This window comes from Demequina flava, assembly GCF_000975035.1.
GTDB lineage: Bacteria > Actinomycetota > Actinomycetes > Actinomycetales > Demequinaceae > Demequina > Demequina flava.
The window spans coordinates 782584-804919 of the sequence record NZ_BBRA01000001.1 but is presented as its reverse complement, the minus strand read 5'-3'; the positions used below and the strand labels follow the sequence as shown (position 1 = coordinate 804919).

General features: G+C 64.9%; 19 protein-coding genes and 1 tRNA gene. 10 read left to right on the top strand and 10 right to left on the bottom strand.

What is annotated here, in order from left to right; genetic code table 11:
* Positions 1-111: 111 nt before the first annotated feature.
* Both AOP74_RS03805 and AOP74_RS03800 read left to right on the top strand, forming a co-directional pair.
* Positions 112-1518 carry an MFS transporter gene (locus tag AOP74_RS03805; protein ID WP_061960999.1) on the top strand — a complete coding sequence of 469 codons (1407 nt, stop codon included), beginning with the start codon at positions 112-114 and terminating at the stop codon, positions 1516-1518.
* 46 nt (positions 1519-1564) lie between these two features.
* A complete protein-coding gene (locus AOP74_RS03800; RefSeq protein WP_061960998.1) occupies positions 1565-2641 on the top strand; it encodes a UDP-N-acetylmuramate dehydrogenase in 1077 nt (358 codons plus the stop codon).
* 119 nt (positions 2642-2760) lie between these two features.
* On the opposite strand, the gene AOP74_RS03795 is transcribed toward AOP74_RS03800, so the two are convergent.
* The 10 genes from AOP74_RS03795 to AOP74_RS03750 all read right to left on the bottom strand — a co-directional run bounded on the left by AOP74_RS03795 (position 2761) and on the right by AOP74_RS03750 (position 14299).
* Positions 2761-5340: an ABC transporter permease gene (locus AOP74_RS03795; RefSeq protein ID WP_061960997.1), complete on the bottom strand. Its 2580-nt coding sequence runs from the start codon at positions 5338-5340 to the stop codon at positions 2761-2763.
* Between the two features lie 3 nt (positions 5341-5343).
* Positions 5344-6087 (bottom strand): ABC transporter ATP-binding protein, encoded by a 744-nt coding sequence (locus AOP74_RS03790; RefSeq protein WP_061960996.1) that lies wholly within the window; start codon positions 6085-6087, stop codon positions 5344-5346.
* Positions 6088-6220: 133 nt separating this feature from the next.
* Entirely contained in the window at positions 6221-6892 is a 672-nt protein-coding gene (locus AOP74_RS03785; RefSeq protein WP_201774291.1) for a response regulator, read from the bottom strand.
* Complete coding sequence (locus tag AOP74_RS03780; protein WP_061960995.1) at positions 6889-8160, bottom strand: sensor histidine kinase; 1272 nt, start codon at positions 8158-8160, stop codon at positions 6889-6891. The genes AOP74_RS03785 and AOP74_RS03780 overlap by 4 nt, the downstream gene beginning before the upstream one ends.
* Before the next feature lie 77 nt (positions 8161-8237).
* On the bottom strand, positions 8238-8897 hold the full coding sequence (locus AOP74_RS03775; protein WP_061960994.1) for a response regulator transcription factor: 660 nt from the start codon (positions 8895-8897) through the stop codon (positions 8238-8240).
* The gene (locus AOP74_RS03770) at positions 8894-10306 is read right to left on the bottom strand and encodes a sensor histidine kinase (protein ID WP_160297447.1); all 1413 of its coding nucleotides are present in this window, start codon (positions 10304-10306) and stop codon (positions 8894-8896) included. The genes AOP74_RS03775 and AOP74_RS03770 overlap by 4 nt, the downstream gene beginning before the upstream one ends.
* Before the next feature lie 122 nt (positions 10307-10428).
* A complete protein-coding gene (locus AOP74_RS03765) occupies positions 10429-11145 on the bottom strand; it encodes a hypothetical protein (protein WP_061960992.1) in 717 nt (238 codons plus the stop codon).
* A 60-nt stretch (positions 11146-11205) separates the two neighbouring features.
* Entirely contained in the window at positions 11206-12027 is an 822-nt protein-coding gene (locus AOP74_RS03760; protein WP_061960991.1) for an ABC transporter permease, read from the bottom strand.
* The gene (locus AOP74_RS03755; protein WP_061960990.1) at positions 12024-12881 is read right to left on the bottom strand and encodes an ABC transporter ATP-binding protein; all 858 of its coding nucleotides are present in this window, start codon (positions 12879-12881) and stop codon (positions 12024-12026) included. The genes AOP74_RS03760 and AOP74_RS03755 overlap by 4 nt, the downstream gene beginning before the upstream one ends.
* 212 nt (positions 12882-13093) lie before the next feature.
* Positions 13094-14299: a pyridoxal phosphate-dependent aminotransferase gene (locus AOP74_RS03750; RefSeq protein WP_061960989.1), complete on the bottom strand. Its 1206-nt coding sequence runs from the start codon at positions 14297-14299 to the stop codon at positions 13094-13096.
* Between the two features lie 265 nt (positions 14300-14564).
* Between AOP74_RS03750 and AOP74_RS03745 the strand changes: the two genes are divergently transcribed.
* The 8 genes from AOP74_RS03745 to rpoB all read left to right on the top strand — a co-directional run bounded on the left by AOP74_RS03745 (position 14565) and on the right by rpoB (position 22327).
* Positions 14565-14637 (top strand) — tRNA-Trp (locus AOP74_RS03745).
* A gap of 57 nt (positions 14638-14694) precedes the next feature.
* Entirely contained in the window at positions 14695-14952 is a 258-nt protein-coding gene (gene secE / locus AOP74_RS03740; RefSeq protein WP_061960988.1) for a preprotein translocase subunit SecE, read from the top strand.
* 31 nt (positions 14953-14983) lie between these two features.
* The gene (gene nusG, locus AOP74_RS03735) at positions 14984-15769 is read left to right on the top strand and encodes a transcription termination/antitermination protein NusG (RefSeq protein WP_061960987.1); all 786 of its coding nucleotides are present in this window, start codon (positions 14984-14986) and stop codon (positions 15767-15769) included.
* Positions 15770-15826: 57 nt separating this feature from the next.
* Complete coding sequence (gene rplK / locus AOP74_RS03730; RefSeq protein WP_061960986.1) at positions 15827-16258, top strand: 50S ribosomal protein L11; 432 nt, start codon at positions 15827-15829, stop codon at positions 16256-16258.
* A gap of 68 nt (positions 16259-16326) precedes the next feature.
* The gene (gene rplA / locus AOP74_RS03725) at positions 16327-17025 is read left to right on the top strand and encodes a 50S ribosomal protein L1 (RefSeq protein WP_061960985.1); all 699 of its coding nucleotides are present in this window, start codon (positions 16327-16329) and stop codon (positions 17023-17025) included.
* 488 nt (positions 17026-17513) lie between these two features.
* Positions 17514-18035: a 50S ribosomal protein L10 gene (rplJ, locus tag AOP74_RS03720; protein ID WP_061960984.1), complete on the top strand. Its 522-nt coding sequence runs from the start codon at positions 17514-17516 to the stop codon at positions 18033-18035.
* 65 nt (positions 18036-18100) lie between these two features.
* Positions 18101-18484: a 50S ribosomal protein L7/L12 gene (gene rplL / locus AOP74_RS03715; RefSeq protein WP_061960983.1), complete on the top strand. Its 384-nt coding sequence runs from the start codon at positions 18101-18103 to the stop codon at positions 18482-18484.
* Between the two features lie 366 nt (positions 18485-18850).
* On the top strand, positions 18851-22327 hold the full coding sequence (gene rpoB / locus AOP74_RS03710) for a DNA-directed RNA polymerase subunit beta (protein ID WP_061960982.1): 3477 nt from the start codon (positions 18851-18853) through the stop codon (positions 22325-22327).
* Positions 22328-22336 lie beyond the last annotated feature (9 nt).

Below are 22336 nucleotides of genomic sequence, written 5' to 3'. Positions count from 1 at the left end.
CCACGCGCGTACCATGGTCGGTACCCCCGTCTGAGCGCATCGTAGCGCCGTTGTGCCCTCATCCTCACATTGGCTAATTACGGGGGACCCCCAACAAAACTGAAGGAAGTCATGCCTGCTGTGCGACGTTTCGAGCCCACCACTGCGCCCACTGTGGCGCGGGTGCGCTCTGCCCGTTTCGCGGTGCTCGGATTGTTCACCCTGATGGGCTTCTCGATGGCAACGCTGATGTCGCGCATGCCATCCATTCGGGACGCACTCGACACGTCCTCGGCGCAGCTCGCGACGCTCATCATGTTTGGAGCGCTCGGGGCCCTGGTGGGCCTGCTCGTCACCGGCTGGGCGGCCGCCCAATTTGGCACTCGCCGTGTTCTGGGGTGGGCCAACTGGGGTGTGCTCGGGGCGTTCAGCGTGATCGCACTGTCCATGGAATTGCCCTCACCGTGGCTGTTCGCCGCTGGCTACTTCCTCATGAGCTTTTCCTATTCGTTCATCAACGTCGGGATGAACGCGGAGGCCGCCGAGGTCGAGCGGCACATGGGCCGGGCGGTGATGAGCCAGTTTCACGCGACGTTCTCGATCGGTCTGGCCGCGGGGCTGGCGATCGGTGCGGGCGCCTCTGCGCTGCACGTCGCGCCTACCTGGCACTTTGTCGCTGCCGTCATCATCATGACGATCATCCGCTTCGCGATCATCCCCGCCGCCACCATGAACGGCATGCCGAGCGAAGACAGCAAGGCCGCGAGCATCGGCGGACCCTTCGCGACAGCGAAGCAGGAGTACCGCAATAAGCACGTCATCTTGCTGGGAATCCTCATCTGCGCCGCCGCGATGACGGAGATGACGGCTGGGCAGTGGCTCGCCCTCAGCGTTGTTGATGACTTCGGCGGCAGCGAGGCCATTGGTGCCGTCATCTACTGGCTGTTCGTGGTCGCCATGGTGACCGTGCGCTGGCTCGGAGCGCCCATCATCGCCCGCCTGGGCCGGGTCACCGTCCTGCGGCTCTCTGCACTGAGCGTCATCGCCGGCATCTCGATCTTCGCCTTCTCGCCAACCCCGTGGCTTGTTCCGCTCGCGGTGATCTTGTGGGGCATGGGCGCCGCACTGGGCGTGCCGATCCTCATGACTGCAGCCGCCGATGACCCCAAGCACGCCGCCGCGCGCGTCGCCGCCGTGACCTCCTTCTCGACACTGGCCGGACTGTTTGTGCCGCAGATCGTTGGTCAGCTCGGTGAGTTCGTACCTCTCCGTGAGGCGCTGCTGGTTGTCGCGATCGCATCCACGGTGACGTTGCTGTTTGCCCAAGGAGTACGCGGCGCCGGACAGGTGCGCCTGCGCCGATCCAAGCGCACGCGCCACGCGACCGAGCACGCCACCGTCGGTGCGGACACTGGCACGGTTCCGCCGGAGCACTACGACAAGCACGCGCCCGCGAACGAGGACGCCTCCGAGACCTCCGAGACCTCCGAGACCGCCGATCCCACCGCGACCACCCCTGGCGAGACCGCACGCCGGTGACGGGCGTCCATCCTCAACCCGGGCATCGGCCCTCTACGCTGAAGCCATGACTGTCTCGCTCGCTGAGCTCACCACCCTGCGCGTGGGCGGGCCCGCCCGCTCCCTCGTCGAGGCACATACGGAAGCCGAACTCATAGAGACCGTTCGCGAGGCGGACGCGTCCGGCACGCCGCTCCTGATGCTCGGTGGCGGCTCCAACCTGCTTATCGCGGATGAGGGCTTCGAGGGCATTGTTTTGCGAGACGCACGCCGCGAGGTCAGCGTCCAGGACGACGGAATGTGTGGGGGCGTGTCAGCGACGGCCACCGCCGGCTTGCCGTGGGACGCCTTCGGCGAGCAGGCGTGCACCGAGGGCTGGGTCGGCGTCGAGGCGCTGTCGGGCATCCCGGGCTCCACCGGGGCGACCCCCGTGCAGAACGTGGGTGCCTACGGAGCTGAGGTCGCGGACACCATCGCGAGCGTGCGCGTGTGGGACCGTGCCGACGGTCGCGTGCGGACGCTGCCGCAGATCGCATGTGGGTTCGGGTACCGGGACTCGCTTCTCAAGAAGTCGATGCGCGGACTGGCTCCCGATGGCAAAGTGTGGCGGCCCAGCCCGCGCTACATCGTTCTCGACGTGACTTTCCAGATGCGCTTTGGCGCGCTGTCCGCGCCGATTCGCTACGCCCAGCTCGCTGCGGCGCTCGGCGTCGCCGAGGGGGAGCGTGCGCCGCTGGTTGATGTGCGCGCCGCCGTGCTTGAGGTTCGTGGCCGCAAGGGCATGGTCCTGAATGGCTCGGACCACGACACGTGGAGCGCGGGGTCCTTCTTCACCAACCCGATCCTGCCCGCGGCCGATGCCGACCGGCTCCCCGCCGATGCCCCCCGCTTTGCGGCCACCGATGGGCTGGTCAAGACGTCTGCTGCGTGGCTCATCGAGCAGGCTGGCTTCTCGCGCGGTTTCGCAGTGAGGGCCGATGCTCCGGCGTCCTTGTCGACCAAGCACACCTTGGCGCTCACGAATCGGGGCTCCGCGCGGGCCGATGACGTGGTCGAGTTGGCGCGTGCTGTGCAGGCGGGTGTGGCGGAGCGCTTCGGCGTGGAGCTTGTGCCTGAGCCCGTGTGCGTGGGGCTCAGTCTGTAGATCGGTTGCCCGCCGGCGGCTCACCGACAATGTACGGCCAGAACGCACTGCGCCCCCTTTCCCCGCCGTGTATGTACGGCCAGGGGAAAGGGGGCGCAGGTGTCGTTCGCGTGTCCGGCTTAGCCGTCCGCGGCGATCGCGGCCAGGATGTTGAGCCGTGACGCGCGCCATGCGGGCCAGATAGCGGCCAGCACACCCGCGACTGCGGCGGCGATCGTATAGAAGGCGAGCCAGATCCACGGAATGGTCACTCCGTCGAAGCCGAAGTCGGCCAGCGACAGCACCAGCGCCGATCCGAGCGCGACACCCAGAATCATGCCCAGCACGGTGCCGAAGATGGCCATGACCATCGACTCGACGGTGATCATGCGCCACACAGACGAGCGCTTGAGGCCGACCGCACGCAGCAGTCCGATCTCGCGGGTGCGCTCCGTCACCGACAGCAGCAGCGTGTTCGCGACACCCAGAAGGGCGATCACGAGTGCCGAGCCCAGCAGCGCGGAGATCACGCCAAGAAGCAGGTCGATGAAGGTGTTGGCGAGCTGCTCCAACTGACCGGGCTGCGCCAGGATGACCAGCGGGTAGTCGTCGGTCAGCACGGCTTGCACGGCCTCGGTCTGTTCCGAGACGGTTGTCGCGCCGTCGGGGTTGTCGGCATCGTCAGCGACGATTGAGTCGTCGAACACGACCATCGTCTGGACAATTGGCACCTCGCCAAAGAGGTCCTCGCCGGTGGCGAAGTCGACCCAGAAGTTGCCTTCGCCCTCACGAGAGAGGGTGCCGGCCACCTCGAGCGTGACGTCACCCTCGGGGCTCGTCAGGGTGATCTCCTCGCCGACCTCAACGCCCAGATCCTGGATGTTGGCATCGATGTAGGTCTGGCCGGGGCCGAGCTCATCGACCGACGGCTCGCTCTGGTACTCGAAGACCTCGGACGCAGTCTCTGGCTCCAAGACGGCGACCGAGTAGGCCATGTCGTCGTACTGGGCCTGCGAGAAGCCGATCGAGCTCGTGAGCTCGACGCCGTCCACGCCCTCGATCGCGTCGATCGCGCCGGGAGGCATCGCTCCTTGCGACGAGGTGGCGAAGACGTCCGCCTGCGTGGAGGCGAACTCCTCGGTGACGACCGTCTTCAGGGATTCGGTGAACGTCGCGACGAGTGCGAGCAGCATCACACCGATCATCAGCGCCGCGGCGGTGTTGGACGAGCGGCGCGGTTCGCGCTGAATGTTGTTCGCGGCAAGTTTGCCGTCCACCCGGAACCACCGCGACAGCACCGGGCGCATTGCGCCAGCGAGCGGCGACAGGATCTGCGCGGACAGCAACGTTGCACCGATCACCAGCGTGACTGCACCGGCACCCACGTAGATGTAGGGACGCTCAAAGTCGCCGAATAGGCCGATCGAGATGACGCCTGCGCCCACCAGGAACATGGCGGAACCGACGATGTTGCGCACCTTGAGCGGCTTCTTGCCGCTGGTGGCGGACTCGCGCAAAGCCTCCATGGGCGCAATGCGTGAGGCGTGAATCGCAGGCATGATCGCAGCGATCATGGTCACGGCCGTACCCAACGCGTAGCTCCACAGCACGGCATCCAGCGGCAGCGTGAGCGTGCCGAAGATGTCGCCCGAGAACAGCGTCACGAGTCCCGCGAAGCCCAGAGCCAGCAGGTAACCCATGATGATGCCGAGGGTCGATGCGACGAAGGCGATGACGACCGCCTCGAGCAGGATCATGCGGCGAATCTGCGATCCCGTGACGCCGATGGCGCGCATGAGGCCAAATTCGCGCGTGCGCTGCGTCACGATGATGCGGAACGTGTTGACGATGATGTACGCACCGACGAACAGCGCGATGAGGCCGAACGCGATGGCGAAGATGTCCACGTACTGCAGGACGTCGTCAAGCTGCTCGGTCTGTTCGGCTGCCTTGTCCTCGCCGGTAATGGCGCGAGTGCCTTCGGGGATCACATCCCCGATGCGACCCGCGAGGCGATCAAGATCCTCGCCCTCGGCGGCGATGACGGCCGCAGAGGAGTAGTTGGGGTCGTCAGCGAGCGTGTGGGCGTCAGCGTCTGAGACGTACGCGAGCGTGGCGCCCTGGAGGTTGTTCTCGTCGCCGAAGCGGACGGTACCGACCAGCTCGAACAGGCTCACACCCGTCTCGGTCGCGATGGCGACATCGTCGCCGATCTCGTAACCGAGCGTGGGGGCGGAGTCGACATCGAGCACGACCTCGCCGTCGGATTCCACGCCGCGTCCGTCAATAACGGTCGCCTGGTCCACGCGCGGATCTCCGTACCAGTTCACGATCTGGCTGGGCGGACCTGCGTTTGCGAAGGGATCGCCTCCGGCGGATTCGGCGTAGTCGGGGCCTAGAACGGCACCCGCAACCTGGAGGCCGCCTGCGGCAATCTCGACACCCTCGACGGCGCCAATTGCATCCACGTCATCAGAGGAGAGGATTCCCTCGGCCGCAGCGAACGGGTCTCCCTCGTCCTCATCTGCATCGGGCGCTTCCTCGACGATGACGTCGGAGCCTGCGTAGATGTCTTCGAACAGGTCAGAGAAGCCTGACGACAGCGAATTGGTGAACACCTGCGTCGCGGCGACGAGCGATACACCCAGTGCCACTGCAAACGCAGTGAGGATCAGCCGCTTGGGGCTGTGTTTAACGGATTTCAGTGCAAGGCGGAACATCGATCAGTGCCCCATCTGCTTCATGCGGTCGAGCACGCGGTCAGCAGTGGGCTCACGCATTTCGTCGACGATCTGGCCGTCCTCGAGGAAGAGGATGCGGTCGGCGTATGCGGCGGCGGTGGGGTCGTGGGTCACCATGACGATGGTCTGCCCGAAGTCCTTGACGGCGCTTTGCATGAAGGCGAGGAGCTCAGAGCCCGACTTGGAGTCCAGGTTTCCGGACGGCTCATCGGCAAAGATGATCTCGGGGCGGGCCACGAGGGCGCGGGCGACCGCTACGCGCTGCTGCTGGCCGCCGGAGAGCTCTGCGGGGAGGTGGGTGAGGCGCTCTCCCAGTCCCAAGATTCCGATGATGTTGTCGAACCACTCGGGGTCGACCTTGGTGCCGGAGATGTCCAGCGGCAGCGTGATGTTCTCGCGCGCGTTCAGTGAGGGGATCAGGTTGAAGGACTGGAACACGAAGCCGATGTACTTGCGGCGGACCTCGGTGATCTGCGCCTCGGACAGGCTCGTGATGGTGGTGTCTGCGATGGTCGAGGAGCCGGCGGACAGCCCGTCCAGCCCGGCGAGCGTGTGCAGCAGGGTTGACTTTCCGGAGCCCGAGGGGCCCATGATCGCCGTGAACTCGCTGCGTGCAATGTCGACGTTGATGCCGTCAAGGGCACGGACCGCAGCCTCGCCGGTGCCGTAGTCCTTGAATCCGTCGCGCATGGTCGCCGCGAGCGCGGGGACTTCGGTGGTCGTCATGATGGGGCCTCTCCAGAACAGGGCAGGGAAGTCGGAACGGGGAACAGTCTGCCAAGAATGCGGCACGTAAGGGAATCGTTCTCAAGGACGGTTGTGCGGAACCCTCCTCAGGGATGACCCGCAATGGGGCGCCTCACCCGCGTGGAACCACAATTCCCGAGTCGTAGGCCTCGACGACGGCTTGAACTCGATCACGGACGCCGAGCTTGGTCAGAATGTGGCTGACGTGAGTCTTGACGGTGGTGGCCGAAACCCACAGTTCCTGCGCGATCTCTTGGTTCGACATCCCCCGGGACATGAGCTGCAGCACCTCGACCTCGCGCTCGGACAGATCGCCAATCGCCTCGGGTGACGGCACGTGTTCGTCGGGGTCAGCTGGGATGTCCGCAGCGGCGAAACGCTCGATCACGCGCCGCGTCACCTCGGGAGCAAGCAGAGCCTCGCCCGATGCGATCACCCGCACGGCGTCGATCAGGGCATCGCCCTCCGCACTCTTGAGTAAGAATCCGGAGGCACCGGCCTTGAGGGCCTCGTAGACGTACTCGTCGTCGTCGAAGGTGGTGAGGATCACGATGTGTGTGTCCGGGCTGGCCGCCAACACCTCGCGAGTCGCGGCCAGTCCGTCCATTCCGGGCATACGGACATCCATGAGCACGACGTCCGGCGCGTGGTCCCTGACCATCGCCAGCGCCTCTGACCCGTCGGAGGCTTCAGCGCGCACCTCGATGTCGGGCTCGGCCTCCAAGATCATGCGCAATCCCACGCGCACCATCGCCTGGTCATCCACCAGCGCCACCGTGATCACAGGTCCTCCTTCGATGCCGCGCTCGCGGCGGACGTAATTTGGTCATCGCTGGAGGGCAGCACAGCGTGAACTTGGAAGCCACCGCCAGCGCGCGGCCCGTGCTGCAGGGAGCCGCCCAGCGCCTGGACGCGTTCGGCCATGCCCGTCAGTCCCTGACCGCCCATCGCACGCGGGCGTTCTGAACCACCGCTACCCCCACGGTCTTCGACCGAGATGCGCACGGCATCGGCCGTCCTATTCACCGTGACCGACACCTCCGCTCCGGGCCCCGCGTGCTTGAGCGTGTTTGTGAGGGCCTCTTGCACGATTCGGTATGCGCTGAGTTCCACGCCTGCGGGGACGTGGGCCGAGCCGGAGACCTCGAGCGTCACGGCCACCCCCGAGTCGCGCACTTGCTCCACGAGGGCCGGGAGCGCTGCCAGCGATGGCATCGGTGCCAACTCATCGCGCATCGGCGCTCGCATTGCGCCCTGATTCCCGGCGACCACCTTGTCGTGATCGGCGCGCTCGGTTGCCTCTTGTTCTGAGGCACGCAGGACCCGAATCATGCGCTGCATCTCGTCGAGGCCGCGGCGCCCCGATGCGGCAATCGTCGACAGTGCTTCGGAAACCTCCGGCTCATCGCGAACCCGCCGCCGAGCGCCCTCGGCTTGAAGCGTCATCACCGTGATCTCGTGTGCCACGACGTCGTGGAGTTCGCGGGCGATGCGCGCTCGCTCGGCGCGCACCGCATCGGTCGCAGCCTCAAACTCGGCCTGTTCGCGCCGCGCATGGGCAACTTCGAGTTCCCCCAGCCGCTGCCGGCGCTTGCGATCGGTGGACCCGAGCAGGAAGGGCACCAAGACGCCCACAAACTCACTGATCAGGGCCCACGGGCTCACGGACTCAAGCGTGACGATTCCGAGCGCCGTCCAACTGATCATGAGCCCGAGCATCACGGCGGTGTGGCGAATCGCAACCGCCCGCGGGAGGTACGCGGCGACGCCATAAATCGCGACGAACAGCGCGAGCATGGCCGGCGTTGCTTCGTAGCCCAGGCCCGCAAACACCATCCAGGCGGCGAAGATGATCCACAACACCGCTCGTGGGTAGCGCTGGCGCCACATCAGGGGCGCGACGACGACCGCGATGAGGCTCCAGCCCAGAACGTCCATGGGCCGGTAGTCGAGCGCTTGGAACGACACCGCCGAGGCACTCCACAGCAGGCTTAACACCAGCAGCGCGGCCGCCACCGCAACATCGGACCACCGGGGTCCTTTGACATCCATGCGCTTAAGGCTAGGGCGCTACGGCGACCGCCGCATCGTTCCTACGGCCGATGCTCGGGTTCAGGACCGCGTGTACGTCACCCTACGAAGCGGTAGCCGACGCCGCGCACCGTCTCGATGGCGTCGGTGCCCAGGTGCGAGCGCAGGTAGCGGATGTAGACGTCGAGGACGTTGTCGCGGGTGGCCGATCCCCACACGTGGTCGAGCGCCACGTTGCGCGGCACGACCTCTCCGCCGCGCTCCATCAGCAGTTGGGCCAGCTGGAATTCACGCGGACTCAGCGGGACCTCGTGGCCGTTGCACGTGAGTGTGCGGGCGGTGGGATCGAGGTCGCATGACCCTACGCGGATGACGCCCGCGGGGGCCGCGTCGTCGTCGGCGGGACGGGCGCGCAACTTGATGCGGGCGACCAACTCGTCGAAGGAGAAGGGCTTGGCCATGTAGTCGTCCGCGCCCTTTTCGAGGCCGCGCACGGTGTCCTCGGCGGAGCTACGGGCCGTGAGGATGATGACCGGAAGTTCGGAGCCCGTTGCGCGGAGTTTGCGCAAGACCGTGAAGCCCTCCTGATCGGGCAAGCCGATGTCGAGCACCATGATGTCGTAATCGCCGGCTGTGGCGCGTTCGAGCCCTTCGCGGCCAGTACGGACCGCGTCGACCTCGATGTCGGCGGTTCTCAAGCCTTGAATGAGCGAGGCGACGAGCTTGTCCTCGTCTTCCACCAGCAACATGTGAATCATGACGCACCTCCGTCGTTGGGTAGCACGATAGTGAATTGAGAGCCGGTCCCCAATGCGGAGTCCAGTTCGAGGCGTCCGCCGTGGGCGGCCGCAATCGCCGCGACGATGGTCAGTCCCAGACCAGCGCCCTCTGCATCAGGGTCTACCCGATGGAAGCGTTCCAGGACCCGCGTTTGTTCCTCCGGCGCAATACCGATGCCCTGGTCGCGCACCCAGATGCGTATGTGGGACGCGGTCACCGACGAGCCAATCCAGATCGTGGAGTCAGGCTCGGAGAACTTCACTGCATTGGCCGCGAGCTGCAACCACGCCTGGGTGAGGCGCTGGCCGTCCACGACGACGGTGGCGTCACCGGCGGCTTCGACGCGCCAGTCGCGCTCTCCGAGCGCGCTTGCACGCGTGTATGTCGAACGCGTGAGGTCGAGCAAGCTCTCTGGGCTGCGCAGCACGAACTCGGGGCGATCAGACTTCGCCAACGTGACGAGGTCGTCAACGAGGCGGGACATCATCGACACCTCCTCGAGGAGCTCGCGCTGGACGCGGACAATCTCGTCCGGGTCGCGAGGCTCGAGCAGCTCGAGATTGGTGCGCATGATTGCCAGGGGAGTACGGAGCTCATGCGAGGCGTCGTCGAGAAGCCGCCGCTGGTCATCGAAGGCACCCTCGAGGCGGTCGAGCATGCCGTTGAACGTCGCCGTCAAGCGGGCGAGGTCATCGTGGCCCTGTACCGGGATGCGCTCCGATAGGTCGTGCTCGGAGATGCGACGGGTGCGGGTTTCGAGGACACCGATGGGGTGGAGGGTGCGGCCCACGGTGGTCCATGCGATGACGCCAATGATGACGAGCGCGAGCGAGGCGACCAGTGCGTACAGCCTGAAAGTCTCGCTCAGGTTCGCTTGGAGCGCCCCGCGGTCCGTGGCGATCGTGAAAACCCCCGCTTCGGACCCGTCGGGCGCGATGATCGGGACCGCGGCGTACCGATAGTCGGCCATGTCGGTCGTCACCGCCCGGACTACGACCTCTTCGGTGGCGTTCTCGGACGCGGCCTCGAGCAGTTCCGGGTCGTCCTCCAGGCGCAGGCGCGATGGTGCGGAGGGGACGTACCGGGCGGTGGTGCCGACGTGTGCGACGGCGGACTCGGTGGGGCTGGCCACGACTCGAATCATGGCCTCGCGCATGAGGTCGTCTGCGGTCGCGAAAGGCTCTCCCGTTGACGGATCGTCCCCGTTCGCCAGCTCCGTGAACGCCTCCGTTCTCAGAGCGAGGTCCTCGGTGATCTGGCTATCGATCCGTCCACGTTCGATGGCGAATGCGGTGAAGCCAGCGATGATGAGCGCAGCTGCAGTGAGCACAAGGAGGTACACCAACAAGCGGGCGCGCACCGTCATGCGCCGCGCCGCTGTCGTCATGGTGTCCACGATGTGTGTAATGAGGGCCTCCACGCCAGTCTTGGCCTCACGCTAGCGCCCCCGGGCTGGGGTGACACCACAACCCCCAACCGGTTTCGAGCCTTGCGCCGACCAAATAGCGACTAGTTGTCCCAGTCTCCGGTGTCGTCGCGCCATTGCCCGTCGTCCCAGTCGCCGTCGTTGCCATGCCACTGGCCATCGTCCCAGTCACCGTCGTTGCCGCGCCACTGGCCGTCATCCCACGTATCGCTGTCGGTGGCTGACTCGATGAGAGCCTTCCACGTCGCCGTGAGGTCGTCGGAGGAGGGCAGGCTGGCGACCAGGTGGCTGCAGTCGTCACGCAGTTCTCGGAGCGTCTCGCGCCACTGGTCCGCAGCCTCCCGCAGATCCTCTCGTGACCAATCGGTGGTGACACGAGGCGCATCCACGTGACCACAACGCTCGGTTTCCTTCGAGCTGTCGTTGCCGTCGCATCGGCCCTCATCGGAACACTCGATGGGCGCCGACCCCACCTCGACGGGAGCCTCGCTCTCTTGTGGCTCCCTGGGAGCCTCAGCGGCGTCGGCGGTGATCTCCACCGGCTCTGGCGTGACCTCGATGGGCTCAGGGGAGGGCTCCGAGGTGTTGACGACCGTGACGGGCGGCTCCGTGGCCGTGGGCGCAGCGGTCGGGGAAGGGGCTGCGGAAACTGAAACTTCCGGGACGGGAAGGTGAATCGCCGCGCCTACGGTCTGCTCCCCAGGACCCTGTGCCATGGCGTTCGCGGTGCCGGCCACGACGAGCGAGACGCCAAAGAATCCGGCGGCGATCGCGACAGCGCGCATGGTCGGGGCAGTCATCGGACTAGTGTGGCGAGACGAATCTGAGAACTCACTCAGACGCCCTGGTAGACGTGCATATCAACGGTCTTCCACGCGTAGCCAGCGAAAAGTCTTGGCGGAGATGATCAACCCGGCGACGAGCCAGACGCTCAGCATGATGGCCACCATCGGCAACTGCCATGAACCGGTAGCCTCAGCCGCCTCAAAGGACTCGGGCAGGAACACCGAGCGCATGCCCTGAGCGAGCCACTTCAGCGGGAAAATCTGCGCGATGTTCTGGATCCACACTGGCAGTTCCGTGAAGACGAAGAACACTCCCGAGGTGAATTGCAGTGCCAGCACTATCGGGGTGAGCAGGGCCGATGCTGCCTTGCCGTTGCGTAGTAGCGACGAGGTGGCAATGCCCCACGCCGTCGACGCCGCGAGCCCGATCACGAAGACCCACGTGAAGGTCACCCAGGTGCCCGCGTCCGTCGGGAGCTCCACGTCGAACAGAAATACGCCCATGGCGACCAGGAGTGCGACCTGGACGATCGACACGATCAGCACCTGGATGATTTTGCCGGTGAAGTAGGCGGTCGGAGGCAGGGGCGTGGCGTGGATGCGCTTGAGGACGTCCTCGGACCGGTCGATCGAGATGGATATCGCCAGCGACTGGAAGCCCGTGTTGAGGATTCCCGACGCGATCATGCCCGCCAAGAAGTACTGTCCAAACGAGACGCCGGTGCCGTAGAGGTCGTCGGTGTTGAAGATCGCGCCGAACAGCGCGAGCAGCATCATCGGGAAGAAGAAGATGAAGATCATCTGCTCGCGTGAGCGGAGGAACTCCTTCAGTTCGACTCGCGTGCGATCAACGGTCATCGACCACCACGAGGGCGCTTGAGCGGCCGCGGTGCTCATGCGTCCGCCTCCGCTTCAGGGGTGGCGATCAGGTCGAGGTAGACGTCTTCGAGGCTGGGGTGGGTGACCTCGAGGCGGTCAATCTCGCCCTCGTGCTGAGCGAGGAGATTGCGCAGGAACGCAGTGGGGGTCTCGGTGGTCTCCGCATGGGTTGCACCTGCCTCTCGCCAGGAGACTCGCGCGCCGGTGGCTCGCTGACGCAGGCCTTCCGGGGTGTCGAGCGCGACAAGTTGTCCTGCCGAGATGATGCCGATCCGGTCGGCGAGGTGGTCTGCCTCATCCAAGTAGTGGGTGGTCAGCAGCACGGTGGTGCCGTCTGCCGCAATCGACTCCACCAAGCCCCAGAACTGGCGCCGCGCTTCGGGATCAAACCCGGTTGTGGGCTCGTCCAGGAAGACCAACTCCGGTTGGCCAATGAGGGCGGTGGCGACATCGAGGCGGCGGCGTTGCCCTCCGGAGAGCTCTTGCGGCTTCTCTTCAGCCTTGTCCATGAGACCGACCGCGTTGAGCATGTCGTCCACGTCACGGGGGTTGGAGTACAGCCGTGCGGCGTGCGTGAGTGCCTCGCGGGCCGTGAGAAACGATCTTGGGGATGTCGACTGCAACATCACGCCAACCTTCTCGCGCCACGACCGCGTCGCCATCACGGGGTCGATGCCTAGCACCGTGACGTCACCCGCGTCCCTGCCGCGGAAGCCCTCAAGGATCTCGACCGTCGTGGACTTACCGGCCCCGTTGGGCCCCAACAGCGCGAAGATCTCGCCGCGCTTGATGGTGAGGTCGAGTTCGTCGACGGCGCGCACGCCGCCGTAGGACTTGATCAGGCCGGAAACCTGGACTGCAACATCGTTCATGGGTACGAGGCTAGTCGGCGCACCCCACTTGTACGTCCGCCGCCAGGATGAGCGAGCATCGGCCCTCGGAACGGCATTCGTCGCGACCGGGACAGTCCTGACATGCCGCTCGCCGCAATCGCCGCGCGTTGCTGCCAACACGCCGATGAGCGAGGTCGCAGCATGTCAGGCACGTCACTCCGCCCCATAAGGAACGGTGAGACGAGGAGGGCTTAGACCTCCGAAAGCAGTGCCTGGATGCGGCCTACACCCTCGGCGAGGTCAGCATCGGCCAATGCGTAGCTCAGGCGCAGGTAACCGGACGGGCCAAACGCCTCACCCGGAACCACTGCGACCTCAGCCTCTTCGAGAATGACGGCGGCCAAGTCAATGGACGAGCCGATCTCGCGTCCACGCACCGAGCGGCCGATCAGGCCCTCGACAGACGGGTAGGCGTAGAACGCGCCGCGCGGGGTCGGCACGGTGAAGCCTTCGATCTCGCGAAGCATCGACACCATGGTCTGGCGGCGACGGTCGAAGGCCTCACGCATCGCGTGCACCTCGTCCATGGGGCCGGTCAGCGCGGCGATCGCGGCGCGCTGCGACACGTTGGCCACGTTGCTGGTCAGGTGCGACTGGAAGTTTGTCGCCGCCTTGATGACATCCTGGGGGCCGCTCATCCAGCCCACGCGCCAACCGGTCATTGCGAACGTCTTGGCGACGCCGTTGAGGACCAGGGTGGTGTCAGCCAGCGCCGGGACCTCACGCAGGATCGGCGTGAACTGCGCGTCGTCGTACAAGAGGTGCTCGTAGATCTCATCGGTGATGACCCAGATGCCGTGCTCAAGGGCCCACTCGCCGATCGCCTTGGTCTGCTCCGCGGAGTAGACCGAACCGGTGGGGTTGGACGGCGAGCAGAACAGCAGAGCCTTGGTGTTCTCGGTACGAGCGGCCTCGAGCTGCTCCACCGTGACGAGGTACTCCTGCTCGGCTCCGGCAAAGACCTCGACGGTCGTGGCGCCGGTGAGGCCAATCGCCTCGGGGTAGGTGGTCCAGTACGGCGCGGGCAGGATGACCTCATCGCCCGGATCGAGGATCGCGGCGAACGCCTGGAAGACCGCCTGCTTGCCACCGTTGGTGACGAGCACGTGAGCGGGATCAACCTCGTAGCCCGAGTCGCGCTGCGTCTTTGCGGCGATGGCCTGCTTGAGTTCGGGGAGTCCGCCGGCGGGCGTGTAGCGGTGGTTCTTAGGGTCGCGGGCGGCCTCGACTGCAGCTTCAACGATGTGTGCGGGCGTCGGGAAGTCGGGCTCGCCGGCGCCAAACCCGATGACGGGGCGGCCGGCGGCTTTAAGGGCCTTGGCCTTGGCATCAACAGCGAGGGTGGCAGACGGCGCAATGGCGCCGAGGCGGGCAGAGACACGGCTGGAGGAGGTCATGCCCGTCATTGTTCCACGTGCGCGGGCGCGGGTCACCGCCTCAAGGCCTGGCGGTTCGCGCGGAGACAGGGAGGCCCTAGGGTGGAGGCAGTCCGGTCGCGGGCCAGAGCTGTCCTTGCCGGAGGTCTCCGAGCACGGGTTCGCTTTTCGGTCACCAAACCCGTACTATTGCAGTTCGGCGATTGACAACCGTCATGATGAATCGCGCCCCGGTGCGGATCGTCATGAATGTGGTCAAGAGTCACGGAGGTCCAACCGCCTCCAAAGGGTAGTGGCGCAATTGGTAGCGCATCGGTCTCCAAAACCGACGGTTGGGGGTTCGAGTCCCTCCTACCCTGCTGACGCGGGAAGCCGCGTGCGCAAGAAATCCCCTATTCCGAGCAAAGGACTTCCTGGTGAGTGAATCTGCCGTGACGGATTCCGGAGAGAACGACCCGCGGCACGAATCCCGCGAGGGTCGGAACATCTTCGGACGCATCGCGCTGTTCGTGCGTCAGGTGATCTCGGAACTCAAGCGAGTCGTGACGCCGTCGCGCGAAGAGTGGATTCAGTACGTCTGGATCGTGCTGGGATTTGTCGCCGTAATGATGGTGATTGTGTTCGCGCTGGACATTGCGTTCGGCTGGCTTTCGTCGATGGTCTTCGGCGGCTGACGCCGTCCGACGCTACAAGGAGTGATGACTGGTGAGTGACGACAAGCTCGACTCGGTGGAGGACACCGTTCCCGCCGTTGACGAGGCGGCGCTGAGTGACGCCCCCGCTGACGCGGTGGTGACCTCTGACGACGACACCGTTCCCTCGGACGCACCCGAGGGCGAAGAGCCTGAGGCTGACGCTGTCGAGGCAGAAGAGATCGCGGAGCCCGTCGTGGACCCGATCGAGGAGTTCAAAGCCCAGCTGCGCATGCAGGAGGGTGACTGGTACGTCATTCACAGCTACTCGGGTCATGAGAAGCGCGTGAAGCAGTCCATCGAGCACCGCCGCGAGAGCCTGCACCAGGAAGACACCATCTTCCAGGTCGAGGTTCCTATGGAGGAGGTCTCCGAGATCAAGAATGGTCAGCGCAAGCTGATCACGCGTGTGCGTATGCCCGGATATGTTCTGGTCCGCATGGACCTTACGGACGAGTCCTGGGGCACCGTGCGCAACACGCCTGGTGTGACCGGCTTCGTGGGCCACGCTCACCAGCCCGTGCCGCTGACGCCCGACGAGGTCTACTCGATGATGGCCACGCCTGAGGCTGAGGCCGACCTCGCTGAAGATGACGCTCAGAGCGGTACCGCCAAGCCCAAGATCGAGGTCGACTTTGAAGTCGGCGAGTCGATCACCGTTGTCGACGGGCCGTTCGCGACCCTGCCCGGCACGATTTCCGAGATCTCTGCTGAGTCCCAGAAGCTCCAGGTTCTCGTCTCCATCTTCGGCCGGGAGACCCCGGTCGAGCTGGCGTTCAACCAGGTCACAAAGATCTGATCCTCGTCAGCACATCCGGCGGCGCCAGCCGCCCCAAGCAATAGAAGGACCCGAAACATGGCAGCCCCTAAGAAGAAGGTCGCTGGTCTGATCAAGCTTCAGATCCAGGCCGGCGCCGCAAACCCGGCACCGCCGGTTGGACCCGCATTGGGTCAGCACGGCGTGAACATCATGGAGTTCTGCAAGGCCTACAACGCGGCTACTGAGTCGCAGCGTGGCAATGTGATCCCCGTGGAAATCACGGTCTACGAAGACCGCTCGTTCACGTTCATCACCAAGACCCCTCCCGCCGCTGAGCTGATCAAGAAGGCAGCCGGCGTCAAGAAGGGTTCTGGCGTTCCGCACACGGACAAGGTCGGCTCGATTACCGAGGCGCAGGTTCGTGAGATCGCGGAGCAGAAGATGGCTGATCTGAACGCCAACGACATCGACGCCGCAGCGAAGATCATCGCCGGCACCGCCCGTTCCATGGGCATCACGGTCTCCTAAGACCACTCAATTCATTCAGTGGGAGGGGTCGCGCTGACCCGCCACCACGACTGCAAAGGAAAAAGCAGATGACTAAGCGCTCCAAGGCTTACAGCGACGCAGCACAGCTCGTCGACCGTAACCAGCTCTACACTCCGATCGAGGCCGTGCGTCTCGCTCAGAAGACGTCCTCCAAGAACACCGACTCGACCATCGACGTCGTGTTCAAGCTCGGCGTTGACCCCCGTCACGCGGACCAGGCTGTCCGTTCCACCGTCATCCTGCCTCACGGCACCGGCAAGACCGCTCGGGTCCTGGTCTTTGCCAACGGTGACAAGGCGGAGGCCGCCAAGGCCGCCGGCGCCGACATCGTCGGTGGCGACGAGCTCATCGCAGAGGTGCAGGAAGGCCGTCAGGACTTTGACGCCGTTGTTGCTACCCCTGACCTGATGGGCAAGGTCGGTCGTCTGGGTAAGGTTCTGGGTCCTCGCGGCCTCATGCCGAACCCCAAGACCGGCACCGTGACGATGGACGTGACCAAGGCTGTCTCGGACATCAAGGGCGGAAAGATCGAGTTCCGCGTCGACAAGCACGCCAACCTGCACACCGTGCTGGGCAAGGCATCGTTTGGCGACGAGAAGCTGCTCGAGAACTTCCAGGCCGTCCTTGACGAGATCCAGCGTGTGAAGCCTTCGGCTTCGAAGGGTCGCTACATCATCAAGACCGCCATCTCCGCTGCGCAGGGTCCCGGCATCCCCGTGGACGCCACCGCGAAGCCCGAGGCGTAGAGTCTGGCTGACACTTTCAGCAACGCGTAAGGCCCGGTACCGCAAGGTGCCGGGCCTTCGTGCGTCTGGGCCGTCCTTCACACGAACCCACGAGGCGCTGCTCCCGGCACCGGCCCCCCAGTAGGCATCTGGTGTCACTTTCCCCGGCGAAAGTGACACCAGATGCCTACTGGGGTCGAGGGGTGGCTGACACAGCAGTAGGGCCGATGCTGGCTTCAGTTTGCGCATTGCTCGCCTCAGGCCGTACACTGTTCTTTGCCCAAGACCGCCGGTCATCGGCTTCAGGAAACTGAATCCGACCGAAGTCCCGCTCAGCGGAGGCCAGCGTAGGAGAGATTGAACGCTCATCGGAGCCCCAGCATCGGCCCAGTGCCGTGCGACAAGCCCGGATGTAGCTCTTCAGCCCCGCCTACGCGGGGCTTTTTCGTTGTCCGGGGCAGGCCGTCTCCGCAAGGAGGCGCCGACGGTCACCCAAAGGAAGGACAACTATGGCGACGCCAGACAAGGTGGCGGCAGTTGAGGAGATCACGGCACGATTCCGTGAAGCCAACGCTGTCGTAGTCACCGAGTACCGCGGCCTTTCCGTACCCCAGCTCGCTGAGCTGCGCGGAAAGCTCAGCGGCGCCGCAACCTACCGGGTTGCGAAGAACACTCTGACGGCGCTCGCGGCCAAGGAAGCCGGCGTAGAGGGTATTGACGACCTCTTCGTAGGCCCCACGGCTATTGCATTCATCACCGGTGACCCGGTGGAGGCTGCAAAGGCTCTGAAGGAGTTCAGCAAGGCCAACGAGGCGCTCGTCATCAAGGGCGGCGTCCTCGAAGGTAATGCAATCTCCGCCGAGCTCATCAACAAGCTCGCAGACCTCGAGTCCCGCGAAGTGCTGCTCGCGAAGGCGGCAGGTGCCATGCAGGCATCGCTCGTCAACGCTGCATACATGTTCCAGGCTCCGCTGTCGAAGGCAGCGCGTGCCGCAGACGCCCTGCGTGCCAAGCAGGAAGACGCTGCCTAACCGCAACGTCACCCCCCATCGCAAGAACCTGCATTACACGCAGATAAAACGTAAGGAAACACATCATGGCTAAGCTCACCACCGAAGAGCTCATCGAGCAGTTCAAGGACCTCACCCTCATCGAGCTCTCCGAGTTCGTGAAGGCCTTCGAGGAGACCTTCGACGTCACCGCAGCCGCTCCGGCCGCCGTTGCTGTTGCTGGCCCCGCTGGCGACGCTGCCCCTGCCGAGGAAGAGAAGGACGAGTTCGACGTCATCCTCGCCTCGGTCGGCGACAAGAAGATCCAGGTCATCAAGGAGGTGCGCGCGCTCACGTCGCTCGGCCTCGGTGAGGCCAAGGCTCTGGTTGACGAGGCTCCCAAGCCCGTCCTCGAGGGTGCCAAGAAGGAAGACGCTGAGAAGGCCAAGGAGCAGCTCGAGGCTGCCGGCGCCACCGTCGAGCTCAAGTAACTCGACTTTTCGGTTCTCAAAAGCCGGGTTGCCCTTCGGGGCAGCCCGGCTTTTGCCGTTCCCGGGTACGAAATTCTCCACAGCATCGGGCCGATGCTTGGGGTGCGTCAGGGGAGGGGGTATCCTCGTGTTCAAGCGGTAGCAACGCGGGCTGGATGACGATGTCGCATCGGCCCGGCGCGGCGACTTGCGCGACTGGACTTTTTCCGCGCGCCCGAGTAGGCTCTTGCTTTGCGCTGTCTATTGCCCTGCCCTCAGATGCCTACCTGGCGCGCCACCGCTCCGTAGCGGCTTGGCCCCAGGATCCGGTGGAGCCGCGGCTTGTGACACGTGACACGCACGCTCTTCAAAGGGAAGGACCCGCCCTTGGCTGCCTCGCGCACCCCCTCGGCAACAGCAATCGCCAACCGCTCCGCATCACCGCGCATCTCTTTCGCAAAGATTGACGAGCCCATCGAGATTCCGAATCTCCTGGGCATTCAGACCGAGAGCTTTGACTGGCTCGTCGGCAACACCTCCTGGAAGGCTCGCGTTGCCGCCGCCAAGAAGGCCGGCCGCAACGACGTCCCCGAGATCGCCGGTCTGGAGGAGGTCTTCGAAGAGATCTCCCCGATCGAAGACTTCGGCGAGACGATGTCGCTGAGCTTCTCGGAGCCCTACTTCGAGGACCCGCGGTACACGCCGGATGAGTGCAAGGAAAAGGACTTCACTTACGCCGCGCAGCTGTTCGTCACCGCGGAGTTCATGAACAACACCACGGGCGAGATCAAGTCGCAGACGGTGTTCATGGGCGACTTCCCTCTCATGACCCCCAAGGGCACGTTCATCGTGAACGGCACCGAGCGCGTTGTCGTGTCGCAGCTGGTCCGTTCGCCTGGTGTCTACTTCGAGCGCACGCCCGACAAGACGTCCGACAAGGACATCTACACCGCGAAGGTCATCCCCTCGCGCGGCGCATGGCTCGAGTTCGAGATCGACAAGCGCGATGCAGTCGGCGTGCGTGTCGATCGCAAGCGCAAGCAGCCCGTCACCCTGTTCCTCAAGGCGCTGGGCATGACGGACGAGCAGATCGCCGAGGAGTTCAAGGACTACCCGGCCATGCTCGAGACCCTCGAGAAGGACACGGTTCACACCCAGGAAGAGGCCCTGGTTGACCTGTACCGCAAGCTCCGTCCGGGTGAGCCCCCCACGGTTGAGGCCGGTCAGAACCTGCTGGACAACTTCTACTTCAACCCCAAGCGCTACGACCTCGCGAAGGTCGGCCGCTTCAAGCTGAACAAGAAGCTCCAGGTTGGCAAGGAACTGTCGAACTCGGTGCTCAGCATCGACGACATCATTGCGACCGTGAAGTACACCGTCGCGGCACACGCCGGTCACAAGACTTTCGAGGGCGCCGCTGGCACCGTCGAGGTCGAGACCGACGACATCGACCACTTTGGTAACCGTCGTATCCGCGCCGTCGGCGAGCTCGTGCAGAACCAGATCCGCACCGGCCTGTCGCGCATGGAGCGCGTTGTCCGTGAGCGCATGACGACGCAGGACGTCGAGGCCATCACGCCGCAGACCCTGATCAACACGCGCCCCGTGGTTGCAGCGATCCGCGAGTTCTTCGGAACCTCGCAGCTGTCGCAGTTCATGGACCAGAACAACCCGCTGGCCGGTCTGACGAACAAGCGTCGTCTCTCCGCGCTGGGCCCGGGTGGTCTGTCCCGCGACCGCGCAGGCATGGAAGTGCGAGACGTTCACACCTCGCACTACGGCCGTATGTGCCCCATTGAGACTCCTGAAGGACCGAACATTGGTCTGATCGGTGCTCTCGCGACCTATGGCCGCGTGAACCCGCTGGGCTTCGTGGAGACCCCGTACCGCAAGGTCGTCAAGGGCAAGGTGTCCGACAACGTCGACTACCTGACCGCAGACGACGAGGACCACTTCGTTATCGCGCAGGCCAACGCTGAGCTCGACGACGACAATACGTTCGCTGAAGAGCGCGTGCTGGTCCGCTCGAAGGGTGGAGAGGTCGAGTTCGTTCCCCGCGAGGCAGTGGACTACATGGACGTCTCGCCGCGCCAGATGGTGTCGGTCGCGACGGCCCTGATCCCGTTCCTCGAGCACGACGACGCGAACCGCGCCCTGATGGGTGCCAACATGCAGCGTCAGGCTGTGCCGCTGGTCCGTTCCGAGGCTCCGCTGGTGGGAACCGGCATGGAGCGTCGCGCGGCCATCGACGCCGGTGACGTCATTGTTGCTACCCAGCCTGGTGTGGTCACCGAGGTCAGCTCTGACCTCGTGACGATCGCGAACGACGACGGCACGACCGGCTCGTACAAGATCTCCAAGTTCCAGCGTTCCAACCAGGGCACCAGCTACAACCAGCGCGTGCTCGTCGACGAGGGTGACAAGGTCGTGGACGGGTCCGTCCTCGCCGATGGTCCCTCGACCGACGGTGGAGAGCTGTCGCTCGGTAAGAACCTGCTCGTCGCATTCATGTGCTGGGAAGGTCACAACTACGAGGACGCGATCATCCTGTCGCAGCGCCTCGTTCAGGACGACACGTTGTCCTCGATTCACATCGAGGAGCACGAGGTCGACGCCCGTGACACCAAGCTGGGCCCAGAAGAGATCACCCGTGAGATCCCGAACGCTTCGGAAGAGGTCCTCGCTGACCTCGACGAGCGCGGCATCGTCCGTATTGGTGCCGAGGTCCGCGCCGGTGACATCCTCGTCGGCAAGGTCACGCCCAAGGGTGAGACCGAGCTGACCCCCGAGGAGCGCCTCCTGCGCGCCATCTTCGGTGAGAAGGCCCGTGAAGTTCGCGACACCTCGCTCAAGGTTCCCCACGGCGAGACCGGCACCGTCATCGGTGTCCGCGTGTTCACTGAAGAGGACGGCGACGACCTGCCCGCAGGCGTGAACCAGCTGGTTCGCGTTTACATCGCGCAGCGCCGCAAGATCTCCGAGGGTGACAAGCTCGCCGGTCGTCACGGCAACAAGGGCGTCATCTCGACGATCCTGCCTGTCGAGGACATGCCGTTCCTCGAGGACGGCACGCCTGTCGACGTCATCCTGAACCCGCTGGGTGTTCCTGGCCGCATGAACGTCGGTCAGGTCCTCGAGACCCACACCGGCTGGGTTGCCAAGAACGGCTGGGACGCGACGGACAACCCCGAGGTTGCTTCGAAGCTGCCCAAGGGCGCCATCAAGTCGGAGCCGGGCACCCCGGTTGCGACCCCGGTGTTCGACGGTCTGGAAGAGGCCACGCTGCTGAACCTGCGTGAGGTCATCAACCCCAACCGCGACGGCGAGCGCATGGTAAACGAGAACGGAAAGGCACGTCTGTTCGACGGCCGTTCCGGTGAGCCGTTCCCCGAGCCCGTGGCCGTGGGTTACAAGTACATTCTGAAGCTGCACCACTTGGTCGACGACAAGATTCACGCACGTTCGACTGGTCCGTACTCGATGATCACCCAGCAGCCGCTCGGTGGTAAGGCGCAGTTCGGTGGCCAGCGATTCGGTGAGATGGAGGTCTGGGCACTTGAGGCGTACGGCGCTGCCTACGCTCTGCAGGAGCTCCTGACCATCAAGTCCGATGACGTGGTGGGTCGTGTGAAGGTCTACGAGGCCATCGTGAAGGGACAGAACATCCCTGACCCAGGCCTCCCGGAGTCCTTCCGAGTCCTGATGAAGGAAATGCAGTCCCTGTGCCTGAACGTCGAGGTCCTGAACGCTGAGGGCCAGACGGTTGAGATGGGCGAGTCCGAAGAGGACGCCTATCAGGCCGCCGAGTCGCTCGGTATTTCCCTGTCCAGCCGCCCGGACGCGTCCAGCGTCGACGAGATCTGAAAGTAGGCG

What these genes read in the sequence shown, in the direction of transcription:
- AOP74_RS03805 (WP_061960999.1), top strand. Translation starts at nt 112, where the DNA reads ATGCCTGCTGTGCGACGTTTCGAGCCCACCACTGCGCCCACTGTGGCG.
- AOP74_RS03800 (WP_061960998.1), top strand. Translation starts at nt 1,565, where the DNA reads ATGACTGTCTCGCTCGCTGAGCTCACCACCCTGCGCGTGGGCGGGCCC.
- AOP74_RS03795 (WP_061960997.1), bottom strand. Translation starts at nt 5,340, where the DNA reads ATGTTCCGCCTTGCACTGAAATCCGTTAAACACAGCCCCAAGCGGCTG.
- AOP74_RS03790 (WP_061960996.1), bottom strand. Translation starts at nt 6,087, where the DNA reads ATGACGACCACCGAAGTCCCCGCGCTCGCGGCGACCATGCGCGACGGA.
- AOP74_RS03780 (WP_061960995.1), bottom strand. Translation starts at nt 8,160, where the DNA reads ATGGATGTCAAAGGACCCCGGTGGTCCGATGTTGCGGTGGCGGCCGCG.
- AOP74_RS03775 (WP_061960994.1), bottom strand. Translation starts at nt 8,897, where the DNA reads ATGATTCACATGTTGCTGGTGGAAGACGAGGACAAGCTCGTCGCCTCG.
- AOP74_RS03770 (WP_160297447.1), bottom strand. Translation starts at nt 10,306, where the DNA reads ATGACGACAGCGGCGCGGCGCATGACGGTGCGCGCCCGCTTGTTGGTG.
- AOP74_RS03765 (WP_061960992.1), bottom strand. Translation starts at nt 11,145, where the DNA reads ATGACTGCCCCGACCATGCGCGCTGTCGCGATCGCCGCCGGATTCTTT.
- AOP74_RS03760 (WP_061960991.1), bottom strand. Translation starts at nt 12,027, where the DNA reads ATGAGCACCGCGGCCGCTCAAGCGCCCTCGTGGTGGTCGATGACCGTT.
- AOP74_RS03755 (WP_061960990.1), bottom strand. Translation starts at nt 12,881, where the DNA reads ATGAACGATGTTGCAGTCCAGGTTTCCGGCCTGATCAAGTCCTACGGC.
- AOP74_RS03750 (WP_061960989.1), bottom strand. Translation starts at nt 14,299, where the DNA reads ATGACCTCCTCCAGCCGTGTCTCTGCCCGCCTCGGCGCCATTGCGCCG.
- rplK (WP_061960986.1), top strand. Translation starts at nt 15,827, where the DNA reads ATGGCAGCCCCTAAGAAGAAGGTCGCTGGTCTGATCAAGCTTCAGATC.
- rplA (WP_061960985.1), top strand. Translation starts at nt 16,327, where the DNA reads ATGACTAAGCGCTCCAAGGCTTACAGCGACGCAGCACAGCTCGTCGAC.
- rplJ (WP_061960984.1), top strand. Translation starts at nt 17,514, where the DNA reads ATGGCGACGCCAGACAAGGTGGCGGCAGTTGAGGAGATCACGGCACGA.
- rplL (WP_061960983.1), top strand. Translation starts at nt 18,101, where the DNA reads ATGGCTAAGCTCACCACCGAAGAGCTCATCGAGCAGTTCAAGGACCTC.